The 19,308-nt window shown below is 39.2% G+C and carries 19 protein-coding genes; all 19 read left to right on the top strand.

The genetic code is table 11. The features are described 5' to 3' along the window. The first annotated feature begins 3 nt into the window (after positions 1 to 3). The 19 genes from AEA09_RS13310 to AEA09_RS13220 all read left to right on the top strand — a co-directional run bounded on the left by AEA09_RS13310 (position 4) and on the right by AEA09_RS13220 (position 19,302). The gene (locus tag AEA09_RS13310) at positions 4 to 501 is read left to right on the top strand and encodes a chemotaxis protein CheD (RefSeq protein WP_053584318.1); all 498 of its coding nucleotides are present in this window, start codon (positions 4 to 6) and stop codon (positions 499 to 501) included. Beyond that, positions 501 to 872 (top strand): hypothetical protein, encoded by a 372-nt coding sequence (locus AEA09_RS13305; protein WP_053584317.1) that lies wholly within the window; start codon positions 501 to 503, stop codon positions 870 to 872. Before AEA09_RS13310 ends, AEA09_RS13305 begins: the two co-directional genes overlap by 1 nt. A gap of 164 nt (positions 873 to 1,036) precedes the next feature. Further along, the gene (locus tag AEA09_RS13300; RefSeq protein WP_053584316.1) at positions 1,037 to 1,807 is read left to right on the top strand and encodes a FliA/WhiG family RNA polymerase sigma factor; all 771 of its coding nucleotides are present in this window, start codon (positions 1,037 to 1,039) and stop codon (positions 1,805 to 1,807) included. A gap of 40 nt (positions 1,808 to 1,847) precedes the next feature. Then, positions 1,848 to 2,156 (top strand): hypothetical protein, encoded by a 309-nt coding sequence (locus tag AEA09_RS13295; RefSeq protein WP_053584315.1) that lies wholly within the window; start codon positions 1,848 to 1,850, stop codon positions 2,154 to 2,156. A 9-nt stretch (positions 2,157 to 2,165) separates the two neighbouring features. Continuing rightward, positions 2,166 to 2,765, top strand: a complete 600-nt coding sequence (locus tag AEA09_RS13290; RefSeq protein WP_053584314.1) for a hypothetical protein — start codon at positions 2,166 to 2,168, stop codon at positions 2,763 to 2,765. A gap of 158 nt (positions 2,766 to 2,923) precedes the next feature. Further along, the gene (gene rpsB, locus AEA09_RS13285) at positions 2,924 to 3,643 is read left to right on the top strand and encodes a 30S ribosomal protein S2 (RefSeq protein ID WP_053584313.1); all 720 of its coding nucleotides are present in this window, start codon (positions 2,924 to 2,926) and stop codon (positions 3,641 to 3,643) included. Positions 3,644 to 3,743: 100 nt separating this feature from the next. After that, entirely contained in the window at positions 3,744 to 4,631 is an 888-nt protein-coding gene (tsf, locus tag AEA09_RS13280) for a translation elongation factor Ts (RefSeq protein WP_053584312.1), read from the top strand. A gap of 203 nt (positions 4,632 to 4,834) precedes the next feature. Further along, the gene (gene pyrH, locus AEA09_RS13275) at positions 4,835 to 5,560 is read left to right on the top strand and encodes a UMP kinase (protein WP_053584311.1); all 726 of its coding nucleotides are present in this window, start codon (positions 4,835 to 4,837) and stop codon (positions 5,558 to 5,560) included. Continuing rightward, the gene (gene frr, locus AEA09_RS13270; protein ID WP_053584310.1) at positions 5,560 to 6,117 is read left to right on the top strand and encodes a ribosome recycling factor; all 558 of its coding nucleotides are present in this window, start codon (positions 5,560 to 5,562) and stop codon (positions 6,115 to 6,117) included. The genes pyrH and frr overlap by 1 nt, the downstream gene beginning before the upstream one ends. Before the next feature lie 225 nt (positions 6,118 to 6,342). After that, positions 6,343 to 7,137, top strand: a complete 795-nt coding sequence (locus AEA09_RS13265) for an undecaprenyl pyrophosphate synthase (RefSeq protein ID WP_053584309.1) — start codon at positions 6,343 to 6,345, stop codon at positions 7,135 to 7,137. Beyond that, positions 7,134 to 7,934: a phosphatidate cytidylyltransferase gene (locus tag AEA09_RS13260; RefSeq protein ID WP_053584308.1), complete on the top strand. Its 801-nt coding sequence runs from the start codon at positions 7,134 to 7,136 to the stop codon at positions 7,932 to 7,934. The genes AEA09_RS13265 and AEA09_RS13260 overlap by 4 nt, the downstream gene beginning before the upstream one ends. Positions 7,935 to 8,000: 66 nt before the next feature. Continuing rightward, complete coding sequence (gene dxr, locus AEA09_RS13255; protein WP_053584307.1) at positions 8,001 to 9,146, top strand: 1-deoxy-D-xylulose-5-phosphate reductoisomerase; 1,146 nt, start codon at positions 8,001 to 8,003, stop codon at positions 9,144 to 9,146. A gap of 46 nt (positions 9,147 to 9,192) precedes the next feature. Further along, entirely contained in the window at positions 9,193 to 10,458 is a 1,266-nt protein-coding gene (gene rseP / locus AEA09_RS13250; protein ID WP_053584306.1) for an RIP metalloprotease RseP, read from the top strand. A gap of 103 nt (positions 10,459 to 10,561) precedes the next feature. Further along, positions 10,562 to 12,268, top strand: coding sequence for a proline--tRNA ligase (locus AEA09_RS13245; RefSeq protein WP_053584305.1), 1,707 nt, complete (start codon positions 10,562 to 10,564; stop codon positions 12,266 to 12,268). A gap of 134 nt (positions 12,269 to 12,402) precedes the next feature. Next, positions 12,403 to 16,734, top strand: coding sequence for a PolC-type DNA polymerase III (locus AEA09_RS13240; RefSeq protein WP_156312201.1), 4,332 nt, complete (start codon positions 12,403 to 12,405; stop codon positions 16,732 to 16,734). Positions 16,735 to 16,999: 265 nt separating this feature from the next. Further along, a complete protein-coding gene (gene rimP, locus AEA09_RS13235; RefSeq protein ID WP_053584304.1) occupies positions 17,000 to 17,476 on the top strand; it encodes a ribosome maturation factor RimP in 477 nt (158 codons plus the stop codon). Between the two features lie 24 nt (positions 17,477 to 17,500). Further along, positions 17,501 to 18,640: a transcription termination factor NusA gene (nusA, locus tag AEA09_RS13230; protein WP_053584303.1), complete on the top strand. Its 1,140-nt coding sequence runs from the start codon at positions 17,501 to 17,503 to the stop codon at positions 18,638 to 18,640. 78 nt (positions 18,641 to 18,718) lie between these two features. Beyond that, positions 18,719 to 18,997: an RNase P modulator RnpM gene (gene rnpM, locus AEA09_RS13225; protein WP_053584302.1), complete on the top strand. Its 279-nt coding sequence runs from the start codon at positions 18,719 to 18,721 to the stop codon at positions 18,995 to 18,997. Further along, a complete protein-coding gene (locus AEA09_RS13220; RefSeq protein ID WP_053584301.1) occupies positions 18,994 to 19,302 on the top strand; it encodes a YlxQ family RNA-binding protein in 309 nt (102 codons plus the stop codon). The genes rnpM and AEA09_RS13220 overlap by 4 nt, the downstream gene beginning before the upstream one ends. The last annotated feature ends 6 nt before the right edge of the window (positions 19,303 to 19,308 follow it).

The raw sequence follows: 19,308 nt of genomic DNA, 5'->3' as shown, positions 1-19,308 counted from the left end.
CATATGTTAAACAGTGGACAAGTTATAAAGGTTGGAATTGCACAAATGGATGTAGCAAAATTGCCAAACACGATCAGGACGTCTGGTCTTGGGTCTTGTGTTGGCGTTATCTTATACGATGAGTCGAAAAAAATTGCAGGTTTGATACATGTCATGCTCCCAGATTCTAAACTAGGAAGATTAGAATCGATTAATGTTGCAAAATTTGCCGATACAAGTATTTCTGCAATGATCGATTTATTGAAAATAGAAGGCGTTCAAAAATTCAGACTGAAGGCAAAAATTGCTGGAGGTGCACAAATGTTTCAATTTACGTCAGATAAGGATTCAATGCGTATCGGTCCGCGAAATGTAGAGGCAGTAAAACAAGAATTGAAGCGAAATTCCATTCCTTTAATTGCTGAAGATACAGGCGGCAGCAGTGGTAGAACAATTGAGTTTGATCCTACAACATCGAAATTACATATTCGAACGGTCAACCAAGGGGTGAGTGAAATATAATGTTTGGTTCTATTTTTTATAACTTATGGGCAGCGCTTATAGCGTTTTCAATGTATTTTTTTATCACGTTTCAAAGTTCCCATTTCCCAATTCGAATTTTGATAGGCTCGTTTGTGACGGCCATTCTTGTGTTTCTTGCTATGTTTCCCGTACGTTATCTGGTGTCGTTCATCTTATACACACCTGAAAGTGATGAAAGTCTAATAGATGACGAGCATAATGAAGAAGTACAAGATGAGAGTAATCTTGTAAAAAAACAAGAAAAGCAAGTGACCAATACAACGGTAGAATTCCAAGATGAAAACACAGAAGAGATAGCACAAGTTGTTCGTACAATGATGCATCGAGAAGAAGAACAAGTGAATCTATGATAAGAATGGGTTGTCTCAATTGTATCTTGAGACATCTCTTTTTTTTTGCGGATAAGTACAATGGATTATTTGTTAATATTATGTTTGGTAAGTTATGAAATTATCATCGAATTTTGGTACAATATAGGGAAGAATAGCATCGGTTTTTAAGAGAGGTGGATTCCATGGCACAATTAATTCTAAACGATGAACAAAAAATCTGGAATAGATGGATTAATGACCGTGATCCAGATGCAGGTGATTTACTAATAAAAAAGTATACTTCCCTTGTGTCTTATCACGTGCAAAGAATTGGTGCTAGTTTACCGAAGAATGTTTCGCGAGATGATTTAATGAGCTTAGGCATGTTAGGTCTTTTTGATGCGCTCAATAAATTTGATATTAATCGGGATTTAAAATTTGATACGTATGCTTCTTTCCGAGTTAGAGGCGCTATTATTGATGGATTACGGAAGGAGGATTGGCTTCCAAGATCGGCAAGGGAAAGAGCGAAAAAACTAGATGCACAAATTGAACATTTAGAACAGAAATATATGCGTCATGTTACGCCCGAAGAACTTGCTGAACATATGGAATTACCAGTCGACGAAGTATATCAAACTGTACAAGAGCACTTTTTTTCGAATGTACTATCCATTAATGAACAACAGGACCAGGAAGAAGCTGAAGGGAAGGCATTTGTCATTCGAGATGATACAACAAAGACACCCGAACATGTTGTCGTGAAGTCTGAGTTGCTTGGTGATTTAGCAGCCAATATCCAAAAGTTAAATGATAAAGAGCAACTGGTATTAAGCTTATTTTACACCGAAGAAATGACACTAACTGAAATCGGCGAAATGTTAGAGCTTTCAACTTCACGTATTTCTCAAATACACTCCAAGGCGTTATTAAAGTTGCGCAAATTATTAGCCAATGAAATGATTAATATATAAGTATATAGAGAGAGTCAGTGCCATTGAAGGAGGGATTTCCGTGAGTTTAAAAGGTGTCGAGTTACAAATAGCTATACCAAAAACGTTTGAAGCGGGTAAAATGGCTGATCAGGCTCAGCAACAGGCTTTAGCCCATCAAGCCAATGCAAATGAGGCATTGAAAAAGGAACTAGAGCGCAAGCAAAAAATTGTGAACACCTCAGAAAGTATGGATGAAATCAGTGAAGAAGAAGAGGCCGGTGTTGAGTACATACATGGTACTCGTAAAAAGAAAAAGAATAGTGACGAAAAACCAGAGAAGCAAGCTCAGCATCCGTTTAAAGGAAATTTCGTGGACTTTAGTGGATAGGGGTATAACATGACAACCATATTAATCGTAGTGCTATTTGTATTACAGCTTCTGTCGTTTTTCACCATGATTATTCTGAATACAAAGCTTGCTAAATTCAAAGATTTAGAGAGAAAGCAAGAGCGTTTAATGCGTGAGATGGACGATACAATCAGTGTATATTTAGCGGAGATGAAAGACGAAAATAATCGTCTTATTAGCGAACTGCAGGTAGTACCAAAACCGCAATCTATTATAGTGCAACAGCCGATAGAACCAACTGGCGAAGTTGTTAAGCAGCATAGGGCACAAGAAAAACAACAAGTGAGAACTGAGGTATCTGCTAAAGAGATAAACTTGCAGGATTTTGAAGTTGAGCCACGTGTTTTAGTTCCGAAAAAAACGGCAGCAAACGCCTATAGTCGTCAACAATATGCACCTAATAATACTGTAAACCAAGAAGCCTCTGTCGCGACATTAGATGTAGTGAGTAAAGAAAAGCAAAAAGAGCGTACATTTGAAGAACAAGTCGTACAGTTGTCGAAAGAAGGAAAAACCGTAGAGGAAATCGCCAAGCAACTTCAGAAAGGGAAGACAGAAATCGAACTTTTATTGAAATTCCACAGCTAAAACAGTTGCGGATACGTATGCCCTATGGTATATTAGCAAATGGTGTTATCAATACACACGTATTTTGATGTAGTAAGTGGTGCTCTGATAATCAGAGTAGCTTGTTGCAGACGATAAATGCGGAGGAAAAAAACCAAACATTCTAGGAGGAAATTCACATGTCAGTAATTTCTATGAAACAATTACTTGAAGCTGGTGTACACTTCGGTCACCAAACTCGTCGTTGGAACCCAAAAATGAAGAAATTTATCTTCGTTGAACGTAACGGGATCTACATTATCGATTTACAAAAAACTGTTAAAAAATTAGAGGAAGCTTACGACTTCATGCGTCAAGTTGGTCAAGACGGTGGTAAAGTTCTTTTCGTTGGTACGAAAAAACAAGCACAAGAAGCGATCAAAGATGAAGCAGAACGTTCAGGCAACTACTACATCAACCAACGTTGGTTAGGTGGTACTCTTACTAACTTCGGTACTATTCAAAAACGTGTTGCACGTATGAAAGCTATCGAAAAAATGGAAGAAGAAGGAACTTTCGAAGTTCTTCCTAAAAAAGAAGTAATCCAACTTAAAAAAGAACACGAACGTCTAGTTAAATTCTTAGGCGGTATCCGTGATATGCACAATCTTCCGGACGTTATGTTCGTGGTTGACCCACGCAAAGAACGTATCGCTGTTGCTGAAGCTCGCAAATTAAACATTCCTCTAGTAGGAATTGTTGATACAAACTGTGATCCAGATGAAATTGACTACGTGATCCCTGCAAATGACGATGCTATCCGCGCTGTTAAACTTTTAACTGCTAAAATGGCTGACGCATTAATCGAGTCAAAACAAGGTGAAGAAGAAGCTCCTGCAACTGAAGCAGCTGCTGAGTAATTCACGTTTACAAAAAGGTGATAAGTGGCTCAAACCCCTTATCACCTTTTTTAGAACTTACATCTAATTAATTTTCAACCAACTAAGGAGGAAACACTAAATGGCAAACATTACTGCACAATTAGTAAAAGAATTACGCGAAAAAACTGGCGCTGGTATGATGGATTGTAAAAAAGCGTTAGTACAAACTGAAGGCGACATTGAAGCTGCAATCGACTTCTTACGTGAAAAAGGTCTTTCATCAGCTGCTAAGAAATCTGACCGCATCGCTGCTGAAGGTACAACTTACATTTTAGCTCAAGGTAACGAAGCAATTTTAATCGAAGTAAATGCTGAAACTGACTTTGTAGCTAAAAACGATAAATTCGTAGTATTAGTTGAAGAACTTGCGGCACAATTACTAGCTGCTAAACCAGAATCTGTAGAAGCGGCTCTTGAGCTTGTAAATGCAGAAGGCGTAAAAATTGCTGACCAAATCTCAACTGCTATTGCTACAATCGGTGAAAAAATCAGCCTACGTCGTTTTGAAATTAAAACAAAAACTGATGCAGATGCATTCGGTTCTTACTTACACATGGGTGGGCGTATTGGTGTATTAGTAGTTCTTGAAGGTTCTACTAATGAAGCTGCTGCAAAAGACTTAGCTATGCACATCGCTGCTATTAACCCAACTTACGTTTCTCGTGACGAAGTTTCTGCTGATGAAGTTGAAAAAGAGCGCAAAGTGTTAACTGAACAAGCTCTTAACGAAGGTAAACCAGAAAATATCGTAGCGAAAATGGTAGAAGGCCGTCTGGGTAAATATTTCGAAGACGTTTGCTTACTTGACCAAACTTTCGTTAAAAACCCAGACCAAAAAGTACGTGCTTTCGTAGATGCAACTGGTGGTACTGTAACTGGATTCGTACGTTACGCTGTTGGTGAAGGTATCGAAAAACGTGAAGATAACTTTGCTGAAGAAGTTATGAACCAAGTTAAAGGTAACTAATTAGACTAGTCTAGCCTAATCAAATAATTTCTAGACAAAAAATGGGGAACACAACATAGCGTGTTCCCTATTTTTCAGGAAAAGAATGGGGAATCGAAAGAGTTTAGGATTCGATTTGTCTATTACTAGAAATTATTGTTATATATACTATAATGAATAAAGAGAAGAAATGCTTTTAAATAAATGTCTGACGGAGGTTTACAATGAGTGTGCCACAATATAAACGAGTAGTCATTAAACTAAGTGGTGAAGCGTTGGCTGGAGAAGCTGGCTTTGGTTTATCACCAAAAATTATCAAGTCTGTTGCAGAAGAAGTGAAAGAAGTAGTAGACCTTGATGTAGAAGTTGCTGTTGTTGTAGGTGGCGGTAACATTTGGCGTGGGAAAATCGGTAGCGAGATGGGTATGGACCGCGCAGCAGCGGACTATATGGGAATGCTGGCAACAGTTATGAACTCTCTAGCATTACAAGATGCTCTTGAGAAAATAGGAATTGAAACAAGAGTTCAATCATCTATCGTGATGACGCAAGTAGCTGAACCATATATTCGCCGTAAAGCAGTTCGTCATTTAGAGAAAAAACGTGTTGTGATTTTCGCAGCGGGTACAGGTAACCCATTCTTTTCTACAGATACAACTGCGGCATTACGTGCAGCTGAAATCGATGCAGACGCTATTTTAATGGCAAAAAATAATGTGGATGGTGTCTATTCAGCAGATCCAAGAGTCGATGCGACTGCTGTGAAATACGATACACTCACGTACTTAGACGTTATTCAACAAGGTTTGCAAGTAATGGATTCAACGGCTTCAACTTTATGTATGGATAACGATATTCCGTTAATTGTCTTCTCAATCATGGAACAAGGTAATATTAAACGTGCTGTACTGGGTGAAAAAATTGGAACGGTTGTTAGGAGGAATATATAATGGCTAAACAAGTAATGGAACAAGCTAAGGATAAAATGAATAAAACAATTGCTGCTTTTTCTCGTGAATTAGCATCAATCCGTGCAGGTCGTGCAAACGCATCTTTATTAGATCGTATCACTGTAGATTATTATGGTGCTCCAACACCTATTAACCAAATTGCAGGCGTTGCTGTACCTGAAGCACGTCTTCTAGTTATTACACCTTATGACAAAACCATTTTAGGTGATATCGAAAAAGCGATTATGAAATCAGATATTGGCATTACGCCAACAAATGATGGTACCTTAATTCGTTTAATGATTCCTGCTTTAACTGAAGAGCGTCGTAAAGACCTTGTTAAACAAGTGAAAAAAGAAGCGGAAGAAGCAAAAATTGCTGTACGTAATGTACGTCGTGACGCAAATGACGATCTGAAAAAACTTGAAAAATCTGGTGAAATCACAGAAGATGATCTACGTGGTTACGGTGAAGATATTCAAAAGTTAACAGATGATTTCATCGTTAAAGTAGACCAAGTGGCGAAAGAGAAAGAAAAAGAAATTTTAGACGTGTAAGCAGACGCTCTACAATTCTATGATGGAACTTTTTGATGAGATGAAGACGTCCTATATATTACAGGACGTCTTTTCTTTTTATCTTCATTGGACGCCCGCTGAGTGTTTGTTCTAATATAGAGGATAAACGCATAGTCAATTAAAAGGGAAAAAAAAGACAAAGAGACCTTATGTTTGTTATTATTAATAAGTATACGTCCGATTAGTTGTAGTGGGGGAATTAGTATGTTTAAAAAGCTATTAGGAAAACAAATAAATATAGATACACTATCATTGGAGGAACGTATTGCTCTTTCTAAAAGCGAGCCTATTCCTGCTCATGTAGCGATTATAATGGACGGAAACGGACGTTGGGCAAAAAAACGTGCGATGCCTCGTGTTGCTGGGCATCACGAAGGTATGAAGACAGTACGTAAGGTAACGAGATTTGCATCTGACCTAGGCATTAAAGTGTTAACGGTTTATGCGTTCTCGACAGAAAATTGGAAGCGACCAAAAGCTGAGGTCGATTTTTTAATGCGATTACCGGTTGAGTTTTTGGGCTCTTTCTTGCCGGAAATGATGGAACGCAATGTGCGGGTAGAAATGATTGGTGATCCAACGTTGCTTCCAAAGCATACACAAACTGCATTATTCGAGGCGATGGAAGAAACAAAAAATAATACGGGTCTCATATTAAATTTTGCGTTAAATTATGGTAGTCGCTCCGAAATGGTCAGCGCCATGAAAAATATGATGCAAAAAGTACAGGATGGACTGCTATCGATTGATGAAATTGATGAAGCATGTATGACTTCACATTTAATGACTGCTCATTTACCTGAACCGGACTTATTAATCCGTACAAGTGGTGAAGTAAGACTAAGTAATTTTATGTTATGGCAGCTTGCTTATACTGAATTTTGGTTCACTGATACTTTATGGCCAGATTTTAGCGAGGAGACCTTATTGGAAGCGATTGAGAACTATCAAAAACGTAATCGTCGTTACGGTGGGTTGAAGGGAGAAGAAACAACTTGAAACAACGAATCATTACAGCGATTATTGCAGCGGCCTTATTTATCCCGTTTGTTATTTATGGGAAGGTGCCATTTACATTACTTGTACTAGCAATAGCTGTAGTAGGCTTTTATGAGATACTGAAAATGAAGGGTATTTCTATTTTTTCTATACCTGGTGGGATTGGATTGCTCACACTAGTGTTACTCGTAATCCCGAATAAATGGGCAAATGATGTATTAGACGTTATTGGTTATCCTACGATCTTAATGGTCGTGTATGGCTTGATGATTTTACTGCTTATATATGTCGTGCTAGTGAAGAATAAAATGACATTCGATGAAATAGGCTTTATTTTGTTAGGTGCATTTTACGTCGGTATGGGCTTCCATTACTTAATCGAAATACGTGGCAATGGTCTAGAGTGGGTTGTATACTGCTTGTTAGTCGTATGGACGACGGATTCTGGTGCTTATTTTGTCGGTCGTAAATTTGGAAAGAACAAGCTATGGCCTGAAATTTCACCGAAGAAAACTGTAGAAGGCTTTGTCGGTGGGATTGTGATTGCCGTGATTTTCGCAGTTGGTATGCAAATGATTTATCCATTAATGAATGGCTATGTCTCCCTGATTCTAATTACGATATTTGCCTCTATTATCGGACAAATGGGCGATTTAGTAGAATCGGCGATTAAACGTCATTATGGCGTGAAGGATTCCGGGAATATTTTACCAGGTCACGGTGGGATTTTGGACCGCTTTGATAGTCTATTATTCGTTGTGCCGTTACTACACTTTTTACATCTTTTCAGTAGTTAAGAATCTGCGTATTCATGCCCAAAGAGGGTGGCGTTTTAGTCAAGATACAAAAGGGGACAAATTGTTGTGAAAAAAATTAGTTTATTAGGAGCAACAGGCTCTATTGGGTGGCAAACCTACGATATATTAATACAGCAACCAGAAGCGTTTCAATTGGTTGCCTTTTCTTCAGGGAAAAATATCGAAAAAACACGTGAGATGATTGACGTATTAAAGCCGGAGCTTGTATCTGTGCAGTTTGAGGAAGATGCACGTGCTTTGCAAAAGGTTTATCCGAACACTCACTTTACTTATGGAGCGAAAGGGCTTGTAGAGGTCGCTACACATCCGGATTCAACGGTACTTGTAAATGCCGTACTTGGCAGTGTTGGCTTAGAATCGACATTAGCTGCAATTCGTATGGGTAAAACAATTGCTATTGCAAATAAAGAGACACTTGTTACAGCGGGTCATTTAGTCATGGCTGAGGCGAGAAAATATAATGTGCCCATTTTGCCGGTAGATAGTGAGCATTCAGCGATATTCCAATCAATGAATGGCGAAAATCCAAAAAATATTGAACGTTTGATCATTACAGCTTCTGGTGGTAGTTTCCGTGACAAAACGCGCGATGAATTAAAACATGTAACGGTAGCAGATGCCCTTAATCATCCAAACTGGTCAATGGGTGCGAAAATTACAATCGATTCGGCCACAATGATGAATAAAGGGTTAGAAGTCATTGAAGCGCACGTATTATTTGATATGCCGTATGATAAAATTGATGTGCTTTTGCATAGAGAAAGTATTATTCACTCACTAGTTGAGTATCATGATACAAGTGTCATTGCGCAGCTTGGGACACCAGATATGCGCGTACCGATTCAATATGCACTGAGTTATCCAGATCGTATTCCACTACATAACGGTCAACGTCTTAATTTAGCACAAATTGGTCAACTTCATTTTAAGGAAATGGACTTTGAGCGTTATCCAGCACTGCGTTTAGCTTATGAGGCTGGACGTATGGGTGGAACAATTTTAACAGCAATGAATGCAGCGAATGAAGCGGCAGTTGCGGCATTTTTACAAGGGAAAATAACGTTCCTTGAGATTGATGAAACAATTGAGCGTGTGATGCAGGCACACAGCAATATTTTAGTGCCAGATTTAGAAACGATTTTACATGTTGATAGTGAGACAAGGAAAACAGTATTGGCCATGGTAAAATAACAAAAGAAACGCGTCGTTAACTATTCGCTATTGAAGGTGGGGTATTATGCAAACAGCTATTGCATTTATTTTAATATTTGGCTTGCTCGTCTTCTTCCATGAGCTTGGCCACTTCCTGTTCGCTAAACGTGCAGGGATTATGGTGCGAGAATTTGCCATTGGTATGGGGCCGAAAATTTTCGCCATGACAAAAGGCGAAACGCTTTATACGTTACGTTTGCTACCAATTGGTGGTTATGTACGTATGGCTGGAGAAGATATGGATAGCACGGAATTACAACCAGGCTACCGAGTTGGGCTAATTGTTAATGAGGATAATATGGTTGAAAAAATTATTTTTAACCAAAGTAATAGACAATTACCAGATCTTCTATTTTTAGAAGTGGAACGTGCTGATTTAGAGCGTGATTTGTTTATTGAAGGTTATGACGAAGAAGAACAACTAGTACGCTATCACGTGTCAAGAAATTGCGTTCTTGTAGAAAATGGTAAGGAAACAATCATTGCGCCGTATGATCGTCAATTTAATTCGAAGTCGGTTGGTCAACGTTCAATGACGATCTTTGCAGGACCTTTGTTTAACTTTATTTTAGCATTTTTCATCTATTTGCTTATAGGGTTATTGAACGGGGTACCGACGTATGAGCCGATTATTACAGAAGTTGTGGAAAACGACCCTGCGGCACAGGCGGGAATGCAAGCTGGTGATAGAGTAACAGCGATTGACGGACAAGTTGTTGAAAAATGGCAGGATCTAGCTGGAATTGTGCAAGAAAGCGCAGGCGAAACGATTAATGTAACCGTTGAACGAAGTGGTCAACAGGAAAACTTAACGATGACCGTGAAAGAAATGAAAACGGAAACTGGCGATAAATACGGCCAAATTGGTGTTAAATATGAAAGCCCGCGTGAATTTAATCCGTTAAAGGCTGTTGTCCAAAGTGCACAGAATACGTACGATATGACTATTCGTATATTTGAATTACTAGGTGAGCTAGTTACAGGTCGATTAACGATTGATGCGCTATCAGGACCGGTGGGTATATATAAAACGACTGAGGAAGTTGCGAGTTACGGAATTTTCTATTTAATGAACTTTGCAGCGATGCTAAGCATTAACCTCGGTATTATGAACTTATTACCACTACCAGCACTTGATGGTGGCCGTTTACTATTCTTCGGTTATGAGGCTGTACGAGGCAAACCAATCGATCGACAAAAAGAGGGCATGGTCCATTTTGTGGGGATCGTACTACTGATGATTTTAATGGTAGTTGTAACATGGAACGATATTCAACGATTTTTCTTCTAGTGTAAAATAGCTTTGAGCGTATATGACTCCAATCATTGCGTTCAAAGCTAAATTTGATTATGCTAGAGTATGAACATATATATTGAAAAAGGTGGAACACTTAATGAAGCAAAGTAAAACATTCATCCCGACGCTACGTGAAGTACCTGCTGATGCGGATGTTAAATCACATAAGCAATTACTACGTGCAGGGTTTATCCGTCAAAATGCCAGTGGTATTTATTCATACCTACCACTCGCTAAACGCGTATTAACAAAAATCGAAAATATTATCCGTGAAGAGATGGAAGCTATTAATTCTATTGAATTACTAATGCCTGCATTACAATCGGCAGAGCTATGGCAGGAATCTGGTCGTTGGGAACAATACGGTCCAGAGCTTATGCGTTTAAAAGATCGTAACAATCGTGACTTTGCACTAGGTCCGACACATGAGGAAGTAATTACAACATTAGTACGTGATGAAATTAAATCTTATAAAAAATTACCGTTAACACTATATCAAATCCAAACAAAATTCCGCGATGAAAAACGCCCGCGCTTTGGTTTATTACGTGGCCGTGAATTTATTATGAAAGATGCGTATTCATTCCATGCAACTCGTGAAAGCTTAGACGAAACATATGATGATATGTACCGTGCATATTCAAATATCTTCTCTCGTCTAGGCTTAAACTATCGTGCAGTTATCGCTGACGCTGGTTCGATTGGTGGTAAAGGCACACATGAGTTCATGGTGCTTTCTGAGATTGGTGAAGATACAATTGCTTACTCAGATACTTCAGATTATGCAGCAAATATCGAAATGGCTGAAGTCATCACTGAATATAAAGCGCCTGAAGCTACATTAAAAGCGCTTGAAAAAGTAGCAACGCCAGACCAAAAAACAATTGATGAAGTATCTGCTTTCTTAAATGTTGATGCATCAAACGTTATTAAATCATTAGTATTTGATGTAGATGGCGAATTAGTCGTTGTACTTGCTCGTGGTGATCACGAAATCAATGATATTAAATTGAAAAATGCACTTGAAGCTAGTTCTGTAGAGCTTGCAAGTGAAGCAGCAATTCGCGATTTACTAGGATGTGGAGTAGGTTCAATTGGACCGGTAAAATTACCAGTAGACGTTAAAGTTATAGCAGATAAAGCAATTAAATCGATTAGTAACGGCGTTGCTGGTGCAAACGAAGACGGCTATCACTTTGTAAATGTTAATCCAGAACGTGACTTTGCCGTGAATGATTACTTAGATATTCGTTTCATTCAAGAAGGTGACCCTTCTCCAGATGGGCAAGGTATCATCAAATTTGCAGAAGGTATTGAGGTTGGGCATATTTTCAAACTGGGCACAACTTACTCTGCAAAAATGAATGGGACGTTTTTAGATGAACAAGGAAAAGCACAACCATTCATCATGGGTTGCTATGGTATTGGGGTTTCTCGTATTTTAGCAGCGGTTGCTGAACATTTCCAAGACGAAAATGGCTTCACGTGGCCAACGCAATTAGCACCGTACGATATTCATATTGTGCCTGTTAATACGAAGGACGAAGCACAAGTAGGCTTAGCAGAAGAATTATATGGTTTACTAAAATCTTATCGATATGATGTACTATTAGATGACCGTGTTGAACGTGTAGGGGTTAAATTTGCAGATGCAGATTTAATCGGTTTACCAGTACGTGTAACTGTTGGTAAAAAGGCATCTGAAGGCATTGTTGAAGTGAAAATCCGTCAAACAGGCGAAACATTCGAATGGAAAAAAGAAGAGATAATCGATCACTTAAACGAATTTTTCCGTAAAAACTAATACATGATGGGAGGAAGGTACACATAGAGGTACTTTCCTTTCTTTTTCAATATTGAGCTGGACGCAAAGTTTTCTGTGATGGAAGCGGAGCGACAGGAATGAATATGGATCAAATAGAAAGTAGGTGTCACCCGTTGGAACAGCAACAAGAAGCAAGGCTGAAATTTCAAATGCTCTTGCAGCAGCTAGAGTTAACAGATGATGTCTATATGTCCTTTTTTGAAGGGGGCGAATTATCTCGTTTAACTGTGCACAAAAAAAATAGACTTTGGCATTTTACCATTACACTACGTGATATTTTACCCTTTCCACTTTATCAATTATTCCGCACGCATTTAGCTGAAAAATTCGCAGCCATTGCACAAGTGAATACCACTTTTGAAACGATTGACAAAACAGTGACAGAAGAACTCATTCAAGCGTACTGGTTAACTGTAGTTGAGCAAATTGATGATATGGCACCAACATTAAAAAGTTGCCTTATATCACAAACTCCGGCTTGGAATGGGCAAAAAATAACTCTTTCTTGTATGCAAGAAATGGAGTTGATGATGCTCAAAACGAAGTATGCAGAAAAACTTTCAGCGAGTTATGGGCAATTTGGTTTTCCACCGATTGCCATGGATTTTATTCTACAAGAAGAAACAGAGGAAATGCGTGCGGCCCAAGAAGCCTTCGTTGAGCAAAAACGTATAGAGGAAATTGCACTTGCCCAACAAGCGATGGAGGATTTCCAAAAACGTGAGCAAGAGAAGAAAGAAAATCCAGCGCTTGCATCTCTTGGCGACCGACCGCTCCAGCTTGGTATGCATATTAAAGACGATGAAATTATGGAAATTAAGCGTATCGTAGAAGAAGAGCGTCGTGTTATTATTGAGGGCTTTGTCTTCGATGCGGAAATTAAAGAGCTGAAAAGTGGCCGTTCCTTATTACAAATTAAAATTACCGATTATACAGATTCAATAGTTGTGAAAATGTTCTCTCGTGATAATGATGATGCTACACTCATGCAACATTTGAAAAAAGGTATGTGGGTAAAAGTACGAGGCTCTGTACAAACGGATACGTTTATCCGTGATTTAATCGTTATGGCGAATGACATCAATGAAATTAAAAAAGAAACTCGCCAAGATTTAGCACCCGATGGCGAAAAACGTGTGGAATTGCATCTGCATACACCGATGAGTCAAATGGATGCAGTTACACCAGTTGAGCGACTAGTTGCGCAAGCGGCGAAATGGGGTCATCCAGCTGTTGCAATAACGGATCACGCTGTTGTGCAATCTTTCCCGGACGCGTATGCAGCTGGAAAAAAACATGGTATCAAAGTTATTTATGGCTTAGAAGCGTATTTAGTGAATGATGGTGTTCCAATTGCATATGCCCCGCAGCACCGATCTCTAGAAGAAACAACATATGTAGTATTTGACGTGGAAACGACAGGACTCTCAACGGCGTATGATACGATCATTGAGCTTGCAGCTGTCAAAATTCAAGGCGGGCATGTCATAGATAAATACGAAAGTTTTGCAAATCCACATCATGCCCTTTCAGCGACAACCATTGAATTGACAGGCATTACAGATGATATGGTGCGTAACGCCCCAGAAGTCGAGCAAGTTATCAAGGAATTTCACGCATTTATTGGTGATGCAATAGTAGTTGCGCATAATGCATCGTTTGATATGGGCTTCTTGTACACAGGCTATAGAAAATTTGGCTTAGAAGGTGTCGTTCATCCAGTCATTGATACGTTAGAGCTTGCGCGTTTGCTGCACCCAACGATGAAAAATCACCGTTTAAATACGCTTTGTAAAAAATTCGGTATCGAATTAACGCAACATCACCGAGCTATTTATGATACAGAGGCGACAGGTTATTTACTGCAGCACTTGTTAAAAGAAGCGGATGAAATGGGCATTAAATATCACGATGATTTTAATAAGCACATTGGTGGCGGCGAGGCTTATAAAAAGGCAAGACCGATGCACTGTACAATTCTTGCGGTAAATAACGTCGGCTTGAAAAACTTATTTAAAATTGTAACCCATGCACATACAAAGACATTTTACCGTGTGCCACGTGTTACTCGCTCTACATTGGAAATGTACCGTGAAGGACTAATCATTGGATCTGGCTGTGATAAGGGTGAATTATTTGAAACGATGATGCAAAAATCACCAGAAGAAGCTGAAAAAGTAGCGGCGTTTTATGATTATATTGAGGTACATCCAAAACCAGTATACGCACATTTAATCGAGCGTAATATTGTGCGAGATGAATGGACGATCGAGGATATTATTCGCAAGCTTGTGAAACTTGGGAAGAAACTAGATAAACCTGTTGTTGCAACGGGAAATGTCCATTATTTAGATCCGACTGATGGAATGTTTAGACAAATTTTAGTCGGTTCGCAAGGTGGTGCGAATATTTTAAATAAATCAAAGTTGCCTGAAGTGCATTTTAGAACGACAAACGAAATGCTAGCAGAGTTCGACTTTTTAGGGCCAGATATTGCGAAGGAAATTGTTGTCACAAATACGCAAAAAGTCGCAGCGATGATTGGCGATGTGAAGCCTATCAAAGATGATTTATATACACCGAAAATTGAAGGCTCTGATGATGAGGTTACGAATTTAACGTATGAAATGGCACACCGTATATATGGTGAAGAATTGCCGGAAATAGTTAAGGCACGTATTGAGAAGGAATTGAAGTCGATTTTAGGGCATGGATTCGGGGTAATTTATTTAATTTCGGCGAAACTCGTGAAAAAATCATTAGCGGATGGCTATTTAGTTGGTTCGCGTGGTTCAGTTGGTTCTTCACTTGTGGCTACCTTTATGGAAATTACTGAAGTAAATCCATTGCCACCGCATTACATTTGTCCAAACTGTAAACATGCAGAGTTCTTCGACGACGGTTCGGTTAGTTCTGGCTATGATTTACCAAATAAGGATTGTACGGAATGTGGAACACCTTATAAAAAAGATGGGCAAGATATTCCGTTCGAAACGTTTTTAGGATTTAAAGGGGATAAAGTTCCTGATATCGATTTAAACTTCTCTGGTGAATATCAACCACAAGCCCACAATTATACAAAAGTGCTGTTTGGTGAAGATTACGTATTCCGCGCTGGAACAATCGGTACGGTTGCAGAGAAAACGGCGTATGGCTACGTAAAAGGTTATGCAAATGACCATAATTTACATTTTAGGGGCGCTGAGGTAGACCGTCTAGTGCAGGGGTGTACAGGCGTTAAACGTACTTCAGGGCAGCATCCGGGTGGGATTATCGTAGTGCCGGATTATATGGATATTTTTGATTTCACACCAGTACAATTCCCGGCGGATGCACAGGATTCAGAGTGGCGTACAACACATTTTGATTTCCACTCTATTCACGACAATATCTTAAAACTAGATATTCTTGGGCACGATGATCCGACCGTGATTCGTATGTTGCAGGATTTATCCGGCATTGACCCAAAAACGATACCGACAGATGATCCGTTCGTGATGAAAATTTTTAGTTCACCTGAATCACTTGGTGTGACTGAAAAACAAATCGGCTGTAAAACAGGAACACTTGGTATCCCCGAATTCGGTACGCGCTTTGTGCGCCAAATGTTAGAAGATACGAAGCCTTCGACGTTCTCAGAGCTTGTGCAAATTTCTGGACTCTCACATGGAACCGATGTATGGCTAGGTAATGCACAAGAGCTGATTCACAATGGGACGTGTGTGTTAAAAGAAGTAATTGGCTGTCGTGATGATATTATGGTGTATTTAATTTATCAAGGACTTGAACCATCACTAGCCTTCAAAATTATGGAATCGGTGCGTAAAGGGAAAGGTTTATCAGACGAGTTTGAAGCAGAAATGTTGGCTAATAAAGTACCTGGTTGGTATATCGATTCATGTAAGAAGATAAAATACATGTTCCCGAAAGCCCATGCTGCTGCGTACGTGTTAATGGCCGTGCGTATTGCATGGTTTAAGGTGCATTTCCCGATTCTATATTACGCAGCCTACTTCACGGTCCGTGCAGATGATTTTGATCTAATCGCGATGACTCAAGGTTCACAAATGATTCGTTCTAAAATCGATGAAATCAACATGAAGGGCTTAGATGCATCAACGAAAGAAAAAAATCTACTGACAGTGATGGAACTAGCGCTCGAAATGTGTGAGCGTGGTATGAGCTTCCAAAAAGTCGATTTGTATCGTTCGCAGGCAAGTGAGTTTATTATTGATGGAAACTCATTAATTCCTCCATTTGATGCGATTCCTGGACTTGGTACGAATGTTGCGAAAGCTATTGTAGCTGCGCGTGCAGATGGAGAGTTCTTATCGAAAGAGGATTTACAGCAACGTGGACGTGTGTCAAAAACGCTAATAGAGTATATGGATCAACTTGGCTGTTTAGAGGGCATGCCAGATGCAAATCAGTTATCGCTGTTTTAAGGTGAGTTTTCTTTAATTTACAAGTGGATGAACTTCATAATTAAGGAAGTTTGCAAATTGGTGTAAACTGTGCTATTCTTATAGTAATAATTTGTTGATAGTTTTCCAGCAAAAGAGTGGGGCATTCCCGCTCTTTTCTGTTGTTATATCGTATAAAACAAATTTTTTGAGACTAACAGCTGGTAAGACCGTCAAATTTCACCAAAATAAATGGTGAAATTTGTGTTTTATTGTGCCGGAAATTGAAGAATGTCAGGAGGATACTATGAGCAAAGTACCATCTGTAATTGAAGAACTCGTTACACCAATCGTTGAAGAGTTAAACCTCGAATTAGTGAATGTCGAGTTTGTTAAAGAGGGACGTGACTGGTTTTTACGTGTTTATGTGGATACACCTGAGGGTGGAATTGACATCAGCCAATGCGCTCAAGTTAGTGAACGACTAAGTTTATTATTGGATGAAAAAGATCCAATTACACAAAATTATTATTTAGAAGTATCATCACCAGGCGCAGAGCGCCCATTAAAAAAAGATACAGACTTTGAAAAAGCAATTGGGAAGTTTATATATGTGAAAACATATGAGCCCATTAAGGACATGAAAGAGTTCCTAGGCTACTTAACATCATATGATGAACATACATTAGTAATGGATGTGCGAATTAAAACGCGCAAAATTACAGTAACAATTGAACAAAAAGAAATCGCATTGGCTCGCCTTGCCATTGATTTTTCAGCATAATGCATATTTAGGAGTGAAAATAAAATGAGTAGTGATTTGTTAGATGCGATAACTGCGCTAGAAGAACAAAAGGGAATTTCAAGAGATGTGTTAATTGAAGCTATTGAAGCTGCATTAGTAACAGCTTACAAGCGCAACTTTAACCAAGCTCAAAATGTTCGTGTAGACTTAAACTTGGACAAAGGCTCAATGCGTGTGTTCTCACGTAAAGATGTTGTTGAAGAAGTAGAAGACGACCGCTTACAAATTTCTCTTGAAGATGCTAAAGCTATCAATCCTGCATACGAACTTGAAGATATCGTGGAGCAAGAAGTAACACCTCGTAATTTCGGACGTATCGCTGCACAAACTGCTAAACAAGTCGTAACACAACGCGTACGTGAAGCGGAACGTGGTATAATTTACGAGCAATATGTAGACCGTGAAGACGATATCGTAACAGGTGTTGTAGAGCGTTTAGATGCACGCAATATCTACGTTGGGCTTGGTAAAGTGGAAGCGGCATTACCACAAAATGAACAAATTCAAGGTGAAACGTATAACCCGCACGATCGTATTAAAGTGTATATTACAAAAGTAGAGCGTACGACACGTGGTCCACAAGTAATCGTATCTCGTACACACCCAGGTTTACTTCGTCGTCTATTCGAAATGGAAGTCCCTGAAATTTACGAAGGCATCGTAGAAATTAAATCGATTGCTCGTGAAGCAGGAGACCGTTCTAAAATTTCTGTTTTCGCACATAACGAAGAAATTGATCCAGTGGGTTCATGTGTAGGTGCAAAAGGTGCACGTGTACAATCAATCGTCAACGAATTAAATGGAGAAAAAATCGACATCGTTGAATGGTCAGAAGATCCAGTTGTGTTTGTAGCAAATGCGCTAAGTCCATCTAAAGTATTAGATGTGCAAGTAAACGAAGAAGAAAATTCAACAACTGTTGTCGTGCCAGACTATCAATTATCATTAGCAATTGGTAAACGTGGACAAAATGCTCGTTTAGCGGCGAAACTTACTGGTTGGAAAATCGATATTAAAAGCGAAACAGATGCACGTGAGTTAGGTATTTATCCTTCTACTACAAGTACATTCATACCAGTTAAAGATGAAGAGAGCGACTACGAAGACGTAGCGGTTGACTTATATCAAGACGACGAAGAATAAGTAAGAAAACCAGTGTGAACAGTCTGAAATATGACTGATCCGCCTCTTACGAAGCTTCATAAGGGAAAGGTGATTCTTATGTCGATTAATAGAAAAGTGCCTCTTCGAAAATGTGTAGCAACTGGAGACATGCTACCGAAAAAAGAAATGATTCGTGTTGTTCGTTCGAAAGAGGGCGAAGTAAGCGTAGATGTTACTGGGAAAAAGCCTGGACGTGGCGCTTATGTTTCAAAGTCAGAACAAGCGGTTGACATCGCACGTAAGAAAAATGTTTTAGGGTATCAACTTGATGTGAAAATTCCTGATGAAATCTACGAAGAACTACTGACACTGATCCGTAGGGAGTCGATTTTATGACGAATCAAGCAATATTCAATTTGCTTGGCATTGCAGCGAGAGCACGCAAAGTTATTTCAGGAGAAGAGCTAGTAGTTAGAGAAATCAGGAACGGTAATGCTAAAATAGTACTGCTTGCAAATGATGCTTCTAAAAACTCTAGCAAAAAAATTCAAGATAAATGCACGTATTACAACGTTGAGTATCATGTGATTGGCGATCGTTATGATTTAGGACATGCTACAGGTAAAGAGGCCCGCGTGGCTTTGGCTATTACCGACCAAGGTTTTGCAAGCAAATTGTCTAGTCTACTCAACGAAAAATAATCGGGG

Origin of the sequence: Lysinibacillus contaminans (genome assembly GCF_001278945.1) — a bacterium.
In the GTDB taxonomy this organism is placed as follows: domain Bacteria; phylum Bacillota; class Bacilli; order Bacillales_A; family Planococcaceae; genus Lysinibacillus; species Lysinibacillus contaminans.
The sequence above is the reverse complement of the archived record's forward strand: the minus strand, read 5'-3'. Positions and strand labels throughout refer to the sequence as shown.